The sequence below is a fragment of the Pseudoalteromonas sp. UBA2102 genome (assembly GCF_002331165.1).
GTDB classification, from domain to species: Bacteria; Pseudomonadota; Gammaproteobacteria; order Enterobacterales; family Alteromonadaceae; genus Pseudoalteromonas; species Pseudoalteromonas atlantica.
In genome coordinates this window covers 477-16,490 of record NZ_DCYU01000144.1, presented here as the reverse complement: position 1 = coordinate 16,490, position 16,014 = coordinate 477, and the positions used below count along the sequence as shown (strand labels likewise).

At 42.0% G+C, this 16,014-nt stretch carries 22 protein-coding genes; 18 read left to right on the top strand and 4 right to left on the bottom strand.

The features are described from left to right. On the top strand, window positions 1–2,270 hold a 2,270-nt coding region (locus B2R65_RS18545), incomplete at its 5' end, for a M1 family metallopeptidase (protein WP_286745193.1). Window positions 2,271–2,534: 264 nt separating this feature from the next. Here B2R65_RS18545 and B2R65_RS18540 read toward each other — a convergent pair. The 4 genes from B2R65_RS18540 to B2R65_RS18525 all read right to left on the bottom strand — a co-directional run bounded on the left by B2R65_RS18540 (window position 2,535) and on the right by B2R65_RS18525 (window position 5,436). Beyond that, window positions 2,535–3,221 carry a TorF family putative porin gene (locus B2R65_RS18540; RefSeq protein WP_004589216.1) on the bottom strand — a complete coding sequence of 229 codons (687 nt, stop codon included), beginning with the start codon at window positions 3,219–3,221 and terminating at the stop codon, window positions 2,535–2,537. Between the two features lie 277 nt (window positions 3,222–3,498). Beyond that, window positions 3,499–4,662: a hypothetical protein gene (locus B2R65_RS18535; protein WP_004589215.1), complete on the bottom strand. Its 1,164-nt coding sequence runs from the start codon at window positions 4,660–4,662 to the stop codon at window positions 3,499–3,501. A 145-nt stretch (window positions 4,663–4,807) separates the two neighbouring features. Next, window positions 4,808–5,008, bottom strand: a complete 201-nt coding sequence (locus tag B2R65_RS18530; RefSeq protein ID WP_004589214.1) for a helix-turn-helix transcriptional regulator — start codon at window positions 5,006–5,008, stop codon at window positions 4,808–4,810. 8 nt (window positions 5,009–5,016) lie between these two features. Then, window positions 5,017–5,436 carry a hypothetical protein gene (locus tag B2R65_RS18525; RefSeq protein WP_058403570.1) on the bottom strand — a complete coding sequence of 140 codons (420 nt, stop codon included), beginning with the start codon at window positions 5,434–5,436 and terminating at the stop codon, window positions 5,017–5,019. A 230-nt stretch (window positions 5,437–5,666) separates the two neighbouring features. Here B2R65_RS18525 and B2R65_RS18520 point away from each other — a divergent pair, with 230 nt between their 5' ends. From B2R65_RS18520 to B2R65_RS18440, 17 genes are all read left to right on the top strand, one after another. Next, complete coding sequence (locus B2R65_RS18520) at window positions 5,667–7,637, top strand: AsmA family protein (RefSeq protein ID WP_054983354.1); 1,971 nt, start codon at window positions 5,667–5,669, stop codon at window positions 7,635–7,637. Window positions 7,638–7,913: 276 nt separating this feature from the next. After that, window positions 7,914–8,282, top strand: coding sequence for a 50S ribosomal protein L14 (gene rplN / locus B2R65_RS18515; RefSeq protein WP_004589211.1), 369 nt, complete (start codon window positions 7,914–7,916; stop codon window positions 8,280–8,282). A gap of 10 nt (window positions 8,283–8,292) precedes the next feature. After that, on the top strand, window positions 8,293–8,607 hold the full coding sequence (gene rplX, locus B2R65_RS18510; RefSeq protein WP_004589210.1) for a 50S ribosomal protein L24: 315 nt from the start codon (window positions 8,293–8,295) through the stop codon (window positions 8,605–8,607). Between the two features lie 16 nt (window positions 8,608–8,623). Further along, window positions 8,624–9,163, top strand: a complete 540-nt coding sequence (gene rplE / locus B2R65_RS18505) for a 50S ribosomal protein L5 (protein WP_004589209.1) — start codon at window positions 8,624–8,626, stop codon at window positions 9,161–9,163. 10 nt (window positions 9,164–9,173) lie between these two features. Further along, window positions 9,174–9,479 carry a 30S ribosomal protein S14 gene (gene rpsN / locus B2R65_RS18500; RefSeq protein WP_004589208.1) on the top strand — a complete coding sequence of 102 codons (306 nt, stop codon included), beginning with the start codon at window positions 9,174–9,176 and terminating at the stop codon, window positions 9,477–9,479. 21 nt (window positions 9,480–9,500) lie between these two features. Further along, the gene (gene rpsH, locus B2R65_RS18495; protein ID WP_004589207.1) at window positions 9,501–9,893 is read left to right on the top strand and encodes a 30S ribosomal protein S8; all 393 of its coding nucleotides are present in this window, start codon (window positions 9,501–9,503) and stop codon (window positions 9,891–9,893) included. Window positions 9,894–9,906: 13 nt separating this feature from the next. Further along, window positions 9,907–10,440, top strand: coding sequence for a 50S ribosomal protein L6 (gene rplF, locus B2R65_RS18490; protein WP_004589206.1), 534 nt, complete (start codon window positions 9,907–9,909; stop codon window positions 10,438–10,440). A gap of 9 nt (window positions 10,441–10,449) precedes the next feature. Next, window positions 10,450–10,800, top strand: a complete 351-nt coding sequence (gene rplR, locus B2R65_RS18485) for a 50S ribosomal protein L18 (protein WP_004589205.1) — start codon at window positions 10,450–10,452, stop codon at window positions 10,798–10,800. 9 nt (window positions 10,801–10,809) lie between these two features. Then, complete coding sequence (gene rpsE, locus B2R65_RS18480) at window positions 10,810–11,316, top strand: 30S ribosomal protein S5 (protein ID WP_004589204.1); 507 nt, start codon at window positions 10,810–10,812, stop codon at window positions 11,314–11,316. Window positions 11,317–11,318: 2 nt separating this feature from the next. Next, a complete protein-coding gene (rpmD, locus tag B2R65_RS18475; protein WP_004589203.1) occupies window positions 11,319–11,501 on the top strand; it encodes a 50S ribosomal protein L30 in 183 nt (60 codons plus the stop codon). 4 nt (window positions 11,502–11,505) lie between these two features. Continuing rightward, entirely contained in the window at window positions 11,506–11,940 is a 435-nt protein-coding gene (gene rplO, locus B2R65_RS18470; RefSeq protein ID WP_004589202.1) for a 50S ribosomal protein L15, read from the top strand. Window positions 11,941–11,950: 10 nt separating this feature from the next. Then, window positions 11,951–13,279 (top strand): preprotein translocase subunit SecY, encoded by a 1,329-nt coding sequence (secY, locus tag B2R65_RS18465; protein ID WP_004589201.1) that lies wholly within the window; start codon window positions 11,951–11,953, stop codon window positions 13,277–13,279. Between the two features lie 22 nt (window positions 13,280–13,301). After that, the gene (rpmJ, locus tag B2R65_RS18460) at window positions 13,302–13,415 is read left to right on the top strand and encodes a 50S ribosomal protein L36 (RefSeq protein ID WP_002959476.1); all 114 of its coding nucleotides are present in this window, start codon (window positions 13,302–13,304) and stop codon (window positions 13,413–13,415) included. A gap of 125 nt (window positions 13,416–13,540) precedes the next feature. Beyond that, window positions 13,541–13,897, top strand: a complete 357-nt coding sequence (rpsM, locus tag B2R65_RS18455) for a 30S ribosomal protein S13 (RefSeq protein WP_004589200.1) — start codon at window positions 13,541–13,543, stop codon at window positions 13,895–13,897. Window positions 13,898–13,909: 12 nt separating this feature from the next. Further along, window positions 13,910–14,296: a 30S ribosomal protein S11 gene (gene rpsK / locus B2R65_RS18450; protein WP_002959471.1), complete on the top strand. Its 387-nt coding sequence runs from the start codon at window positions 13,910–13,912 to the stop codon at window positions 14,294–14,296. 21 nt (window positions 14,297–14,317) lie between these two features. Further along, window positions 14,318–14,938, top strand: a complete 621-nt coding sequence (rpsD, locus tag B2R65_RS18445; RefSeq protein ID WP_004589199.1) for a 30S ribosomal protein S4 — start codon at window positions 14,318–14,320, stop codon at window positions 14,936–14,938. 24 nt (window positions 14,939–14,962) lie between these two features. Beyond that, window positions 14,963–15,949, top strand: a complete 987-nt coding sequence (locus B2R65_RS18440) for a DNA-directed RNA polymerase subunit alpha (protein ID WP_004589198.1) — start codon at window positions 14,963–14,965, stop codon at window positions 15,947–15,949. Window positions 15,950–16,014: the final 65 nt, after the last annotated feature.

Below are 16,014 nucleotides of genomic sequence, written 5' to 3'. Positions count from 1 at the left end.
TAGAGCTTGGCCAGTACTTATTTAGGTTGGGTTACCTTACATTACTGCCTTTAATTATGATGGCTATTTTGGCGTTCTTTTTACAAATAATTAGCCCTAATAAATACATAGGTATGGGTTTGTTTATTCTGTATTACATTGCTCAAATGGTAATGGGTGCTTACGGATTTGAGCATCATATGTATCATTTTTCGCAAAGCAGTAGCGTACCGTATTCAGACATAAACGGTTACGGGCATTTTTTACAAGGCGCGCATTGGTATACCCTATATTGGGGCGCATTGAGTGTGTTTTTAGCTATTGTAGGGTTTGCTTTATGGCATCGTGGTCCATCGCAAACATTGCGTACGCGTTTATCTTTAGTGAGTTACAACATGTCTTTAAAAGGCCAGATTGCAGCCGTTATAAGTTTATTGGTATTTGTGGGCGCGGGTTATAACATTTATTACAACACCCGTGTAATCAATGAGTTTGTAACAAGTGATGATAACGAAGCGCTACAAGTAAGGTATGAGCAAGAGTTCTCACAATACAAAGACTTGCCACTGCCTATAATAACTGATGTTGATTTACACATTGATATTTATCCTAAAAAACGTGCTTTAAATGCCGTGGCTAAAATTAAGTTTACCAATACCGCAAACGAGCCAATAACCCGTGTGTTAATTAACGAGCCTAGCCAATCTAAAAGCTGGGATGTAAAAATGGCGGGCGGAAAAATAGTTGAGCGTTTAACCGATTTTGGCATGGTATGGTTTGAGTTTGAACAACCGCTAATGCCTAATGAAGTACGCGAAGGTGAGCTTTCAGTTTCTCGTGAACACGACGGTTTTGTTGATAGAGGCTCTGATACTCAACTCGTGCATAACGGTACATTTGTAAATAATAGAGAATTATTACCAAATTTTGGTTATCAAAAGTATTTTCAAATTGCGGATAAGTATGAGCGCCGTAAGCACGATTTACCCGAGCTTGAACGTGCACATAAACTAGAAGACAGCCGCTATTATACGCAAAATGAGTTTGGGCCTGCTAATGGATTTATAAACTACAAGGCAACGGTAACCACCGATGAGTCACAATTTGCTATTACACCTGGTTACTTAAAAAGTGAGAGTGTAAAAGACGGACGACGTACTTTTGTTTATGAAATGGATTCCCCTATTATAAACTTTTATTCTGTTCTTTCGGCGGAGCTTGAAAGCAAAAAGGTTGAGCACAACGGTGTAAATATTGAGGTGTACTACCACAAAGATCATGCATGGAATGTTGACCGTATGATTGAGTCAGTACAAGACTCAATAGATTACTACACGCAAGCCTTTGGGCCATATCAGCATAAGCAGTTACGTATTATTGAGTTTCCTAAGTATCGCTCGTTTGCGCAAAGTTTTGCCAATACGGTACCTTACTCAGAAAGTATTGGCTTTATTACAGACTTAAGAGATGAGAGTAAAGTTGACCTACCTTACTATGTAACCGCACATGAAGTTGCACACCAATGGTGGGGGCATCAAGTATCTGGGGCTAATGTAGAGGGCAGTGCCGTTATTTCTGAATCGCTCTCCCAATACAGTGCGCTTATGGTACTAAAAAAACGCTTTGGCGCCGAGAAGCTTCGTAAATTCTTAAAGTACGAGTTAGATAGATACTTAATGGGCCGCACAGGCGAAGCCTTTGAAGAAATGCCACTATATAAAACACAGTCGCAACAATATCTTCATTACAATAAAGGCTCAGTTGCGATGATGGCTTTGTATGACCGCTTAGGTGAAGAGCGCTTAAATGCCGCACTTAAAGCATTTTTGAATGAGTTTAAATACCAGGCAACGCCATACCCAACCACACTTGATTTACTTAGTTATTTAAAGCGAGATGCAACACAAGCTGAACAACGTTTTATTGATGATCAGTTTAAATATATAACGCTTTATGAGCTTGAAATGAAAGCAGTGTCGGTTACAGATGATGTTGATAGCGAAGGTTTTTATACAGTAACACTGAGCGTTGAAGCAACTAAGCAGCATGCCGATGGACAAGGTGAAGAAACCGAGCAGCCACTCGATGAGCTAATTGATATTGCATTATTTAGCGATGATCCTGAAAACCTTCTCGCTGAAGACTTTGTGATTTACTCGCAAAAGCATCATATAGTCTCTGGTACTAATACTATTGAGCTAAAAGTAAAAGAAAAGCCAGTGTACGCGGGGGTAGACCCGTACATTAAGCTTGTAGATAAAGACAGTAAAAACAACCTAGCTAAGTTTTAACGATTAGCTTAAAGGCCGCATTTAATGCGGCCTTTTTTGTTTTAGCGAATTACTAATATCAATGCGCAATAAAGCTTAATAAAGCGAATTAGCATATTGGTAATAAGAGGTAATAGCAGCGAGGAGCTCGGCGGTTAACTGAAGTGGGTTTTATAGTAAGGTGCTTTAGTCGCTAAAATTAAAAGGCGCTGTGAGTATTTAGGTGCCCTAAACGAGAAAAGGGCCAAAAGGCCCTTAGTGTTGCAGCAAGTAACACATTTTGTTTTAAAGCGTAAAGTCTACAGCGTAGCCTACGTAAACTTTAACATCTGACTCATCCATGTCGGTGTCAGATACGCCAAAAGTAAAACCATCTTTTGATACAGAGATACCGTAATCAATAATATTATCATCGCCTATAAAGTCGCCAGAGTAGTGACCTAAGTGTAGCGCAACCTCAGTACCATTGCTGCCAACAGCAAAGCTGTAATCGGCATTTAGGTATAATGAATCGCCAAAGTCGGTGCCATCGCCATCTGCCGCTGAAGTGGCAAGGATTGCAGCGCCAAAGGTGAAACCTTCTGCGCTGATGCTACCGTAAATTTCAGAGAAATCAGCATCTGCCTCAGAAGCTGCATCTGGGTAAGCGTAATAAATGTAACCTACATCGTAGCTAAATGTGTCGTTAATATCGCCACCAAAACCCGCGTAAACATCAAGCTCGTAAGTCATTTCATCGGCCCATGAAGCATTTGATGCCCAAGTACCTACATAAAAGCCTGACTCGTCAGCGTAATCAATACCGCCAGAAATAGCAGCATCGCCCCCAGTTTGCTCTTGACCACGCCATAAGTAGTTAGACGTAGCCGCTGCGTTTGCTGTTACTTCTGCATGTACGGCTGTTGATGTTAAAGATGTAGCACCTAATAAAGCTATTGCGCTAATTGCGATGGTTTTTTTTAGTTTTAGCATGTCCATTTCCCGTTATATGATTTTTATCGCCTAGGTTTTTATTCTCTTATTGGCAACCCTTTGACTGGCGGTGTTTTATTGTTTAACTGGGAATGCAATTGCACTGTATGTGCCAGCTTAAAATAATTTCTATAAAACTGTTTTTTTACTTTTATAAAACAATATGTTGAGAAGTTTTAGAAGAGGGGATGATTGAGGTGGTTAATTAAAAAACGCACACTGCTGGTGCATAAATTAACCTAACTGCACCAGAAAAATACAGTTAGGTTAGGTAAATTTAGCCAAATATAGTGCGCATAAGACTAATTGTTTCGTTTACTCCGCGGCCTTTTTGTACTTCGCTAATAATAGAGTCGCGTTTGCTACGAATATGCTCGGGAATGTCATCGGCTGCAAGTGCACGGTCTACAAGTATTTCGGCTGACTCTTTACCTCTACGTTGTGGTTTTCCTGCACTTGTTGTGCTGCGTTTAGGTTTATTTAATAGCTTAATATAATTTGAGTTGTCGGCCGTGCTGGCATCTGCATAGTAAAAAAAGCACGGTAATAACGCTTTTATACTAACTAGTTGCTCTTCTAGTTCATTGCTGCCATTAGCCATTTTAAACCACGACATAGCATGAATGCTTTGTACTATATCTTGCCAGTAGCGCTCAAAGTCGCGATTGTTTAATTTTGTAATACCTAAAGCTGCGCATAATGCATCAAGACGGCTATTACTAATTGGCGTAAACACATCTGGGCGGCGCATTGCTAATAAACGTGTAGCAGGAGCAAGGGTTGGCTTTTCATCGCTACCGTTAAAGGCAAGTAAATAAGCAACAACAAACTGTTGGTAATCAGCTTCGCTCACATCACCTTCAAGCGGGATGTTAGCAAGTGCATCGTCAAACGCGCCAGGCAAGTCGGCTAGCATTTGATGAAAACCCTTTGCACTTTTTGTTGATGCGAACCATTCAACATCAAAGTTATAGGTGCTTGGGTCGAGCGTGGCAGTGTGTTTACCACTAAATGCCAGTAAATCCTCTGGGATCATATCTTTTAGTGCTTGCTCACGGATGCTGTGCAAATACGTGGTAAGGCGAAGCTGTTCGTCCAGTGCAATAAGTTCTTTGTGTTGTTCTACAAACATACTAATAACAGGCCAAGGTGCTACACGTAGTGTTTTAAGCTGTAAAAAGCTAATTGCAGAAGTTAACTGGTCATGCAGCTTTTTTAAAAGTGGTAGTTGCTGTGGCTCTAGTAAATCGTAATTTATACGGTCTTTACTTGCACTTAGCAGCTCATAACACCAGCCTAAAAAATCCTCTGGGTGGTTTTCTACTTTCACGGCCATTAGGTTTAGGCTTAGTTCTGAAGCTTGCTTCAAGATGTTTTGGTAAATTTGACTTTCTTGTTCGCCTAGCGCCATTTTTGACGGTGAAATTAGCAGTTTTTTCATGCCTTGTAGAGTCTCCGAGTAGATACATTTTTTAGCTGCTTTATTTTAGCGCAAATACGCCAATAGCAACAGGGCCGTGCATCATACCTAACAATTCAAGGGATGCAATCATGATGCTTAATATAAGCACCATGATTGCCGAGGTTTAATCATGCTCTTGCAGCGTAAACAAGCTTTCAACAGAAGTTTTAAAGTGCCTCGCTATTTTAAGCGCAATTATTACCGAAGGAGTAAACCTTGCCGTTTCCACAGTACTTATAGTTTTACGTGAAACTGCAATTAGATCTGCTAACTCTTGCTGCGAAAGGCCTGCTTCTTTACGGTATTTTGCAATTTGATTTTGCACTTTTGCTCCTAATCTTTGCTTTGCCAAAGAATTGATACGCCGTATATTAAACACATTACAGCAAGGTAAAACGAGGCCATCATGGTGTGAGACACTTCTAAAGCCAAATCATCTGAGAATAAATACACGCCACCCATACTAAAAAGTAAACCAAGAACTACATGTTTATAGGCAATAGTGTCGATAGTGTTTAAGTACTCATCTTTGTAGGTAAGGTGGTATTTCATTTTCCATGTAAACCCGCCTCTGATCACAAACATACAGAATGAACCTAAAAAGGCAGCAGTGCCAAAAAACAATAGTGGGGCTGATGTTTGAGTAAGCAGTGGGTAAACACTGATGATTAATAAAGTGACTCCCATGAATAATGAGAACCAAGCATTTTGGCCCATAAACTTTTCTTCATTTTTAATATCATGATTCGACATATCTCATTTCCTTTTAAAATTTACATTATGTAACCTACAGGTATCAATGTAACCTATAGGTTTCACAGTGTCACTATTTTTTTGTAACCTAAAGGTATCAAAATGTTTCAGGGGCGATTCAGGATAAGACGGTAATATTTAATAAAGTGCTTTTTTATCACAACGACAATGATTTTAAAGCTAACACTCGCTATGATAAGAACATTATTTGCACGTTTGAAAGGATGATCATGAAGACCTTACTCAAAATTGTTGGTGTAATACTCTTACTTTGTATTGCGTTAATTATTGCCGCTCCGTTTTTAATTCCAACCGATACTATTTTTAATAAAGTATCTGAGCAGGTTGAAAAAACAACAGGGCGCACACTTACTATTAAAGGTGATAAAACGCTTAGTGTATTTCCTGCATTAAAGTTAGAGCTTAACGATGTGCACTTTGCAAACATGCAGACAGGCTCGCGCGACGACATGGCAAGTATGGAGCAATTAGCTGTGCATATACCATGGTTATCGCTATTTGGCGGCGAATTCAAACTTGATAAGTTTGTTATTAACGAGCCCAATATTTTATTAGAAACTGATAAAAACGGTAAAGCTAACTGGCAGTTGTTTGATGCTGTAGCAGAGCAGCCGCAAGAGCAAACTCAATCAGGTGAGGCTGTTAAACTACCAGAGAGCTTTGATATAGAGTTAGGTGAAGTGGCTATTTACGGTGGTACGTTTACTTACCTAGATGGGCAAACAGGCGCTAAACAACAAATTAGTGACTTGGAATTGGCTATTTTACTTCCTTCACTACGTAAGACACTAGAGATCAAAGGCGGCATTACATATATGCAAGAGCGCTTTGAGCTTGATGTAAAACTTGATACGCCGGCAAAGGCAATTGAAGGGGCGACATTTGAGGTTGCTCAAAGCGTAGACTCTCGCTTGGTCGATCTTACTTTTAACGGCAGTATTGCTCGCCAAGGTAAAGATATAAAAGGCGAGTTAGCGCTAAGTGGCGACTCTGTTAAAGAGCTAGCAACTTGGCAAGGGGTAGACTTAAACGCTAAAGAAAATGCATTTAATGCGTTTAGTGTAAACGGTAAAATGCATCTTATAGATGATACGTTTAACTTAGAAGAGCTGATTGCTACCCTAGATGAATTAGAGATTAAAGGAAAAAGTGAAGTAAACTTAGGAAATAAACTAGCGGTTAATGCTGATATAGACCTAGGTATGCTTGATTTGAATCCCTACTTACCGGAGGTAGTCGCTAAGCAGCAAGCGCCGCAAAGCGAAGAACCTAAAGCCGCGCAGCCGATTGTTTGGGACGATACTAAAATTGATTTAAGCGCATTAAATGCACTTAATGCTAATGTAGTTATTCGCTCAAGCGGTTTAAAAGCTAACGATATTGAGCTAGGTGCTAATCAATTTACAGTCGATTTAAACAACAGCGTTGCTAAATTAAGCTTAGATAGCTTTAAAGCATATGAGGGCACTGGTAAAGGGGTTATCAACATAAATGCGCAGCAAACGCCGTATAAAATAAGCACAAATTTTGATTTAGCCGACATAGACGCACAACCGTTACTCACTGATGCAGCTGGCTTTGATAAGCTTATGGGTAAAGGGTCATTAAATTGGAATTTAACCACAACTGGGCAAAGTCAAAAAACCTTCATTAATGCATTAAATGGCAAGGTTAGCTTTGAATTTGCCGATGGTGCTGTTAAAGGCGCAAACGTGGCTGAGATGGTTCGCAAAGGCAAAGAGCTTATTACGGGTAATCTTGGTGCTGTGAGTGAAGGGCTTGATACAGGCTTTGAAGAATCAGAGCAAACAGATTTTTCTGCGCTCACCGGTAGCTTTAACTTTACTAATGGCGTGGGCCGTAATAACGACCTATCGCTGATGAGCCCACTTATTCGTATTACAGGTGAGGGCGATGTAGATTTGCCTAAAACCAATGTTGATTATCGCTTAGTGACCGGCATTGTTGATTCGATTGAAGGGCAAGGCACTACAGATGATAGTACAGGCTTTAAAATCCCACTGCGTATAGAAGGCCCATTTCATGACGTTGGCTTTAAGCTAGATGTAAGCAACGCGCTTAAAGATGAAGCAAAACAAAAGCTCGATGACGCCAAAGAGAAAGCAAAAGAAAAAGCCAAGGACAAAGTTAAAGATAAACTAAAAGGTTTATTTGGCTAACTATTAAACCCCACAAATAAATAATTAAGGCGCTATTTGCGCCTTGATTGTTTTATAACCACTTGTAAAATAGCTACATAGCGGTTTTTACTCAGTTTTAATCTGTCCTTCCCTTAAATTAATTAAAAAATAACCTACCACTCACTAGCCAATGCTGGTACAATTGCCCGCCCTTAAGAGACAACTCTGTTGTTTTTTGAGTGGGATTTAATCGAAGTGCCTTGATTTTAAACAAATTTAAGGCAAGTTGTAATTACTACACCGGAGGTCATTAACATGATCCAAATGCAAACTCAGCTGGAAGTTGCTGATAACAGCGGCGCTCGCAAAGTGCAGTGTATAAAAGTCCTTGGTGGTTCACACCGTCGCTATGCGGCAGTTGGCGATATCATTAAAGTTTCTGTGAAAGAAGCTATTCCTCGCGGTAAAGTGAAGAAAGGTGATGTTAAAAACGCGGTAGTTGTGCGTACCAAAAAAGGCGTTCGTCGTCCGGACGGTTCTCTGATCCGTTTCGATAGCAATGCGGCTGTTATCTTAAATGATAACTTGCAGCCAATTGGTACTCGTATCTTCGGCCCTGTGACTCGTGAACTTCGTAATGATAAGTTCATGAAAATTGTTTCACTAGCCCCAGAAGTACTGTAAGGAGTCTATCATGGCAGCAAAAATCCGTCGTGATGACGAAGTAATCGTACTAGCAGGTAAAGACAAAGGTAAGCGCGGCAAAGTGCTTTCAGTTGTTACCGAGTCTGGTCGAGTATTTGTCGAAGGCATTAACTTAATCAAGAAACACCAAAAGCCGGTTCCACAATTGAACCAAGCTGGCGGCATTGTTGAGAAAGAAGCGTCTATCGACGTATCAAACGTTGCGATCTACAACTCGGAAACGAGTAAAGCAGATCGTGTAGGTTTCAAGATTGAAGATGGTAAGAAATTACGTATCTTTAAATCTACTGGTAAAACTATCTAATAGTTGGAGTAGAATGATGGCGAAACTGCATGAAGTATATAAAGACAAAGTAGTTGCTGAGCTTCAAGAGAAGTTTGGTTTCAGCTCTGTCATGCAAGTCCCTCAGATCGAAAAGATCACATTAAATATGGGCGTGGGCGAAGCCCTAGCTGACAAGAAGATTTTAGATAACGCTGTTGCGGATCTAGAAGCTATCGCTGGTCAGAAACCTTTAATCACTAAAGCACGCAAATCTGTTGCTGGCTTCAAAGTGCGTGAAGGCTACCCAATAGGCTGTAAAGTAACCTTACGCGGCGAGCGTATGTGGGACTTTTTTGAGCGTTTGGTATCAATCGCTATCCCACGTATCCGTGACTTCCGTGGTGTGAGTGCTAAGTCTTTTGATGGACGTGGTAACTACAGCATGGGCGTACGTGAACAAATCATCTTCCCAGAAATTGATTACGATAAAGTAGACCGTGTACGCGGTATGGATATCACAATCACAACTTCTGCGAAATCTGATGAGGAAGGCCGTGCGTTGTTAGAAGCGTTTAACTTCCCATTCAAGAAATAAGGGTAGGGTTATGGCAAAGAATTCTATGAAAGCGCGCGAAGCAAAGCGCACTAAACTAGTTGCTCAGTACGCTGAAAAGCGTGCAGCACTAAAAGCTATCATCAGCGATGTTAACGCATCTGAAGATGATCGTTGGGACGCGGTACTTAAGCTTCAAGCTTTACCACGTGATTCTAGCCCTGCACGTCAACGTAATCGTTGTAACATTACGGGCCGCCCACATGGTTTCCTTCGCAAATTCGGCATGAGCCGTATTAAAGTTCGCGAAGCAGCTATGCGCGGTGAAATTCCTGGCCTTAAAAAGGCTAGCTGGTAATAGTATCACGGGAGTAAGACTATGAGCTTGCAAGATCCTATCGCGGATTTGTTTACACGTATCCGTAACGGTCAATCAGCGAAGAAAGTATCTGTAACGATGCCAACTTCAAAGCTGAAAGTAGCAGTAGCTAAAGTATTAAAAGACGAAGGTTACATCGCAGATTTCGCTGTAAACAGCGAAGCGAAACCTGAGCTTTCTATCGAGTTGAAATACTTCGAAGGCAAAGCTGTAATTGAAAATATCCAGCGTGTTAGCCGCCCTGGTCTACGTATCTATAAGAAACGTGACGAATTACCGAAGGTAATGGGTGGTCTTGGTATCGCTATCGTATCAACTTCTAAAGGCCTAATGACAGACCGCGCAGCACGTAGTGCTGGTGTTGGTGGTGAAATCATTGGCTTTGTAGCTTAATCGGAGGGGAACTATGTCTCGCATAGCAAAGGCACCAATCAATGTTCCTGCCGGTGTAGAAGTTACATTAAAAGGCCAGGACATCACAGTTAAAGGCAAAAACGGTGAACTTACTCGTACTATCAACAACGCTGTTGAAGTACAAGTTAACGACAACGTTATTACAACTTTACCTCGTGAAGGCGTAGCTAATGCATGGGCTCAAGCAGGTACTGCTCGCGCTCTAATCAACAACATGGTTGTTGGTACGCATGAAGGTTACGAGAAGAAACTTCAGTTAGTAGGTGTTGGTTACCGTGCTGCAGCTAAGGGTAAAGTTTTAGACTTAACACTTGGTTTCTCGCACCCAGTTAATTTCGAAGTTCCTGAGGGAATTACGATTGAAACTCCAAGCCAAACAGAAGTTCTAGTTAAGGGCGTAGATAAGCAGTTAGTTGGTCAAACAGCTGCTAACATTCGTGCATACCGTAAACCTGAGCCTTATAAAGGTAAAGGTGTTCGTTATTCAGATGAGAATGTACGCCGTAAAGAGGCTAAGAAGAAGTAAGGTAAGACGATGGATAAAAAAACAGCTCGTCTACGTCGTGCTAAACGCACTCGTAGAAATTATATTGAACAAGGCACAACGCGTCTTGTTATCCACCGCACGCCACGTCACATTTACGCTCAAGTAGTTAATGCTGAGGGTACTGTACTGGCTGCTGCTTCTACTGTTGAGAAAGCTATTAGCGAAACAGTTAAAGGCACAGGCAACGTTTCAGCTGCACAAGCAGTTGGTAAAGCGGTTGCAGAACGTGCGGCTGACAAAGGCATCGAAAAGATTGCTTTTGATCGCAGTGGCTTTAAATATCACGGCCGTGTGAAGGCGCTAGCTGATGCTGCGCGTGAAGCCGGTTTGCAATTCTAGGAGTAGACAATGGCTAACGTAGAAGCAAAGCAACAACAGCCTGATTTAGCTGAAAAGCTAATCGCGGTAAACCGTGTGTCTAAAGTAGTTAAAGGTGGTCGTATCTTTAGCTTCACTGCACTAACTGTAGTTGGTGATGGCGCAGGTAAAGTAGGTTTTGGTTATGGTAAAGCTCGTGAAGTTCCAGCTGCTATTCAAAAAGCAATGGAAAAAGCACGTCGCAACATGATCAATGTAGACCTAAATGGCAACACATTACAGCATCCTGTTAAAGGACGTCATGCTGGCTCACAAGTGTTCATGAAACCAGCATCTGAAGGTACTGGTATCATCGCAGGTGGTGCTATGCGTGCAGTACTAGAAGTTACTGGTGTGCAGAACGTACTTTCTAAATGTTACGGTTCTACCAACCCGATCAACGTAGTACGTGCAACGATTCAAGCTCTAGAGAACATGAACTCTCCTGAGTCAATCGCTGCTAAACGTGGTCTGCGCGTAGACGAAATTCTGGGGTAACCATGGCAAATAAAACTGTAAAAGTAACACAAGTAAAGAGCTCTATCGGTCGTTTACCGAAGCATAAAGCTACATTACGCGGTCTTGGTTTACGTCGTATCAACCACACTGTTGAGTTAGAAGACACAGCATGTGTACGTGGTATGATCAACCGAGTTTCTTACATGGTTAAGGTAGAGGGTTAATTTCATGCATTTGAATACACTTTCACCTGCTGCAGGTTCTAAAACTGCTCCAAAACGTGTTGGTCGTGGTATCGGTTCTGGTCTTGGTAAGACTGGTGGCCGTGGTCACAAAGGTCAAAAATCACGTTCTGGCGGTAAAGTACGCGTTGGTTTTGAAGGCGGTCAAATGCCTATGCAACGTCGTCTACCTAAATTTGGTTTCACTTCACGCAAATCGTTAGTATCTGCAGAAGTAAACCTTTTTGAAATCGCTAAAGTTGAAGGCGATGTGGTAGACCTAAACGCGTTACAAGCAGCTGGTCTAGTTAAAAAGAACGTTCTGTTCGTTAAAGTTGTTAAATCTGGCGAAGTTTCACGCGCTGTTACCGTTAAAGGCCTTAAGGCTTCTAAAGGTGCTCGCGAAGCTATTGAAGCTGCCGGAGGCAAGGTAGAAGACTAAGGAAGTACTAATGGCTAAACCAGGTCAAGATACACAAAGTGCACAAAGTGGACTTTCGGAATTGAAGCGTCGATTACTATTTGTTTTAGGTGCTATCATTATTTACCGTCTAGGTTCATTTGTGCCAATCCCTGGGATTGACGCCGCTGTACTTGCCGATTTCTTCGAGCAACAAAAGGGCACCATTGTTGAGATGTTCAACATGTTTAGCGGTGGTGCGCTTGAGCGAGCTTCAGTGTTAGCACTGGGTATTATGCCGTATATCTCGGCTTCGATTATTACGCAACTATTAACGCATATGTATCCTCCGTTTATAGAGCTTAAGAAAGAAGGTGAGCAAGGGCGTAAAAAAATTAGCCAGTACACACGCTACGGCACGCTTGTGCTTGCTACTATCCAATCAATCGGTATTGCAACTAGCTTACCGGGCATGATGGAAGGGTTAGTTGTTAACCCGGGTCTCGGTTTCTATTTCACCGCAGTGGTGAGTTTAGTAACTGGTACTATGTTCCTAATGTGGTTGGGCGAACAAATAACAGAGCGCGGTATCGGTAACGGTATCTCAGTTCTAATATTTGTTGGTATTGTAGCTAACCTGCCGTCTGCTATTGGTTCGACAGCCGAAATGGCGCGCCAAGGTGATTTGAATGTTTTTGTACTGTTGATGGTTGCGGTTATAGTATTCGCTGTTACTTATCTTGTAGTGTTTTTCGAACGTGGACAACGTCGTATCGTTGTTAACTACGCTAAACGCCAACAAGGTCGTCAAGTATTTGCTGCTCAAAGCACGCATTTACCACTAAAAGTAAACATGGCGGGTGTTATTCCACCAATCTTCGCTAGCAGTATAATTCTGTTCCCTGGTACAATTGCAAGCTGGTTCGGCCAGGGTGAAGGTCCGGTCGCTGATGTGCTACAAGCTATTGCAACAACGTTGACTCCAGGTCAGCCTTTGTATGCGATGGTGCTAGCAGCAGCTATCATCTTCTTCTGCTTTTTCTACACAGCGTTGGTTTTTAACCCGCGTGAGACAGCAGACAACCTGAAGAAATCTGGCGCATTTATCCCAGGTATTCGTCCAGGTGAGCAGACATCTAAATACATTGATAAAGTGATGACACGCCTGACATTGGCAGGTGCTTTGTATATAACCTTTATCTGTCTGGTGCCCGAATTCATGACTATGGCATGGCAAACGCCATTCTATTTCGGCGGTACATCAATTTTGATTATCGTTGTAGTAATCATGGACTTTATGGCACAAGTACAGACTCACCTGATGTCACATCAGTATGATTCTGTGCTGAAAAAAGCGAACCTTAAAGGCTACGGCCGATAAGGTCAGTTTACGGAGTTGAGCAATGAAAGTACGTGCTTCCGTTAAGAAAATATGCCGTAACTGTAAAGTTATTAAACGTGCTGGTGTAGTACGCGTAATTTGCAGTGAGCCTAAGCATAAGCAAAGGCAAGGCTAAGTAAACAGTCGTGCAGGCTGAGATTTCTCGGCCTGTGTTTTTAGTTGTGATTTGGTCTTCGTTTGAGTATCCTTACGGGCTTTTCAAACTTTTGATTACCAAATTCAAATATAGGAGATGTGTTAGTGGCCCGTATCGCTGGCATTAACGTCCCTGATCATAAACATGCAGTTATTGGTTTAACAGCTATTTATGGCATAGGTAAGACTCGCTCTAAGGCTATCTTAGAAGCGACTGGTATCGCCGAGACCACAAAAATCGGTGAACTTTCAGACGAAACTCTTGACGTACTGCGTGATGCAGTTGGCAAGTACACTGTAGAAGGTGACCTTCGTCGTGAAGTTACTCTAAATATCAAGCGCCTTATGGACCTTGGTTGTTTCCGTGGCCTACGTCACCGTCGCTCTTTACCACTACGTGGTCAAAGAACAAAGACTAACGCGCGTACCCGTAAGGGTCCTCGTAAGCCTATTAAGCGATAAGGGGATAGTATTATGGCTAAGACACCAATTCGTCGTAAAAAGGTTAAAAAGCAAGTTGCTGATGGTATGGCTCATGTTCATGCGTCTTTCAACAACACTATTGTAACAATTACCGACCGTCAAGGTAATGCACTATCATGGGCTACTGCCGGTGGTTCAGGTTTCCGTGGTTCACGTAAATCTACACCATTTGCTGCTCAGGTTGCTGCAGAGCGTGCAGGTACTGCTGCTCAAGAATACGGTTTAAAAAATCTAGAAGTTTTCATTAAAGGTCCAGGTCCAGGTCGTGAATCTGCTGTACGTGCTTTGAATGCTGCTGGTTACCGTATCACCAACATTACTGACGTGACGCCAATACCACACAATGGTTGTCGTCCACCGAAGAAACGTCGCGTTTAACAATAGGTTAGGAGAAATAACATGGCAAGATATTTGGGCCCTAAGCTCAAGCTGAGTCGTCGTGAAGGTACTGACCTGTTCCTTAAGAGCGGCGTAAGAGCTATCGACTCTAAGTGTAAACTTGAGACTGCACCTGGTCAGCACGGCGCTCGTAAAGGTCGCTTATCTGATTACGGTTTACAATTACGTGAAAAGCAAAAAGTACGTCGTATCTACGGTGTATTAGAAAAGCAATTCCGTAATTACTACAAAGAAGCTGCTCGCCTTAAAGGTAATACAGGTGAAAACTTGTTACAGCTTTTAGAGCAACGTTTAGACAATGTTGTATATCGCATGGGTTTTGCTAGCACACGCGCTGAAGCACGTCAGTTAGTAAGTCACAAAGCGATTTTAGTTAATGGTCGTGTTGTGAACATTCCTTCATACGTAATTGCTCCAGAAGATACTGTAGTAATCCGTGAGAAGTCTAAAACACAAGCACGTATCATCGCTGCTCTAGAGTTGGCTGAGCAACGTGAAAAGCCGACTTGGGTTGAAGTTGACGGTAAGAAATTGGAAGGTAGCTTTAAGCGCCTACCTGAGCGTTCAGATCTGTCTGCGGACATTAATGAACAACTAATCGTCGAACTTTACTCTAAGTAAAGTTAAGAGTTAAGAGAGGATAAAATGCAGGGTTCTGTTACAGAATTTCTAAAACCAAGGTTAGTCGATATCGACGCTATCAACCCAACGCGTTCTAAAGTAGTTTTAGAACCACTAGAGCGTGGCTTTGGCCATACTCTGGGTAATGCCTTACGCCGTATACTGTTATCATCTATGCCTGGATGTGCAGTAACTGAAGTTGAAATCGACGGTGTATTGCATGAGTACAGCGCGAAAGAAGGCGTACAAGAAGACATCATTGAAATACTACTAAACCTAAAAGGTCTAGCAGTAACGTTAGAAGGCAAAGATGAAGTTTTTCTGACCCTGACTAAATCTGGTGTAGGCCCTGTGACTGCGGCTGATATTCAGCACGATGGCGATGTAACAATTGCTAATCCAGATCACGTTATTTGTCATTTAACGACAGATAGCAGCGAGATCAGCATGCGTATTCGTGTTGAGCGTGGTCGTGGTTATGTGCCGGCATCTAGTCGTTTATCCTCTGATGACGATGAGCGTCCAATTGGTCGATTGCTGCTTGATGCATCATTCAGCCCAGTTGAACGTATTGCGTACTCGGTTGAATCAGCCCGTGTTGAGCAACGTACAGACTTAGACAAGTTAATCATTGATATGGAAACAAACGGCACCTTAGATCCTGAAGAAGCGATCCGCCGTGCGTCTACTATCTTAGCTGAGCAATTAGATGCATTCGTAGATTTACGTGATGTAACTGAGCCAGAAGAGAAAGAAGAGAAGCCAGAATTCGATCCTATTCTACTTCGTCCAGTTGATGATCTTGAACTAACAGTACGTTCAGCAAACTGTTTGAAAGCCGAGCAAATTCAATATATCGGTGATTTAGTTCAGCGCACTGAAGTTGAGCTTCTTAAAACGCCTAACCTAGGCAAGAAGTCTCTAACTGAAATAAAAGACGTGCTAGCTTCACGTGGTCTTTCTCTAGGCATGCGCCTAGAAAATTGGCCGCCTGCAAGCCTAGCTGAATAATCTAAATCACTATATTAGTTTAGTTAGAAGGATAGGGTCATGCGCCATCGTAAGAGTGGTCGTCA

What these genes read in the sequence shown, in the direction of transcription:
- B2R65_RS18440 (WP_004589198.1), top strand. Translation starts at nt 14,963, where the DNA reads ATGCAGGGTTCTGTTACAGAATTTCTAAAACCAAGGTTAGTCGATATC.
- rplN (WP_004589211.1), top strand. Translation starts at nt 7,914, where the DNA reads ATGATCCAAATGCAAACTCAGCTGGAAGTTGCTGATAACAGCGGCGCT.
- rplX (WP_004589210.1), top strand. Translation starts at nt 8,293, where the DNA reads ATGGCAGCAAAAATCCGTCGTGATGACGAAGTAATCGTACTAGCAGGT.
- rplR (WP_004589205.1), top strand. Translation starts at nt 10,450, where the DNA reads ATGGATAAAAAAACAGCTCGTCTACGTCGTGCTAAACGCACTCGTAGA.
- rpsD (WP_004589199.1), top strand. Translation starts at nt 14,318, where the DNA reads ATGGCAAGATATTTGGGCCCTAAGCTCAAGCTGAGTCGTCGTGAAGGT.
- B2R65_RS18525 (WP_058403570.1), bottom strand. Translation starts at nt 5,436, where the DNA reads ATGTCGAATCATGATATTAAAAATGAAGAAAAGTTTATGGGCCAAAAT.
- rpsK (WP_002959471.1), top strand. Translation starts at nt 13,910, where the DNA reads ATGGCTAAGACACCAATTCGTCGTAAAAAGGTTAAAAAGCAAGTTGCT.
- rplF (WP_004589206.1), top strand. Translation starts at nt 9,907, where the DNA reads ATGTCTCGCATAGCAAAGGCACCAATCAATGTTCCTGCCGGTGTAGAA.
- rpsE (WP_004589204.1), top strand. Translation starts at nt 10,810, where the DNA reads ATGGCTAACGTAGAAGCAAAGCAACAACAGCCTGATTTAGCTGAAAAG.
- B2R65_RS18535 (WP_004589215.1), bottom strand. Translation starts at nt 4,662, where the DNA reads ATGAAAAAACTGCTAATTTCACCGTCAAAAATGGCGCTAGGCGAACAA.
- B2R65_RS18540 (WP_004589216.1), bottom strand. Translation starts at nt 3,221, where the DNA reads ATGCTAAAACTAAAAAAAACCATCGCAATTAGCGCAATAGCTTTATTA.
- rplE (WP_004589209.1), top strand. Translation starts at nt 8,624, where the DNA reads ATGGCGAAACTGCATGAAGTATATAAAGACAAAGTAGTTGCTGAGCTT.
- B2R65_RS18520 (WP_054983354.1), top strand. Translation starts at nt 5,667, where the DNA reads ATGAAGACCTTACTCAAAATTGTTGGTGTAATACTCTTACTTTGTATT.
- rplO (WP_004589202.1), top strand. Translation starts at nt 11,506, where the DNA reads ATGCATTTGAATACACTTTCACCTGCTGCAGGTTCTAAAACTGCTCCA.
- rpsH (WP_004589207.1), top strand. Translation starts at nt 9,501, where the DNA reads ATGAGCTTGCAAGATCCTATCGCGGATTTGTTTACACGTATCCGTAAC.
- rpmD (WP_004589203.1), top strand. Translation starts at nt 11,319, where the DNA reads ATGGCAAATAAAACTGTAAAAGTAACACAAGTAAAGAGCTCTATCGGT.
- secY (WP_004589201.1), top strand. Translation starts at nt 11,951, where the DNA reads ATGGCTAAACCAGGTCAAGATACACAAAGTGCACAAAGTGGACTTTCG.
- rpsN (WP_004589208.1), top strand. Translation starts at nt 9,174, where the DNA reads ATGGCAAAGAATTCTATGAAAGCGCGCGAAGCAAAGCGCACTAAACTA.
- rpmJ (WP_002959476.1), top strand. Translation starts at nt 13,302, where the DNA reads ATGAAAGTACGTGCTTCCGTTAAGAAAATATGCCGTAACTGTAAAGTT.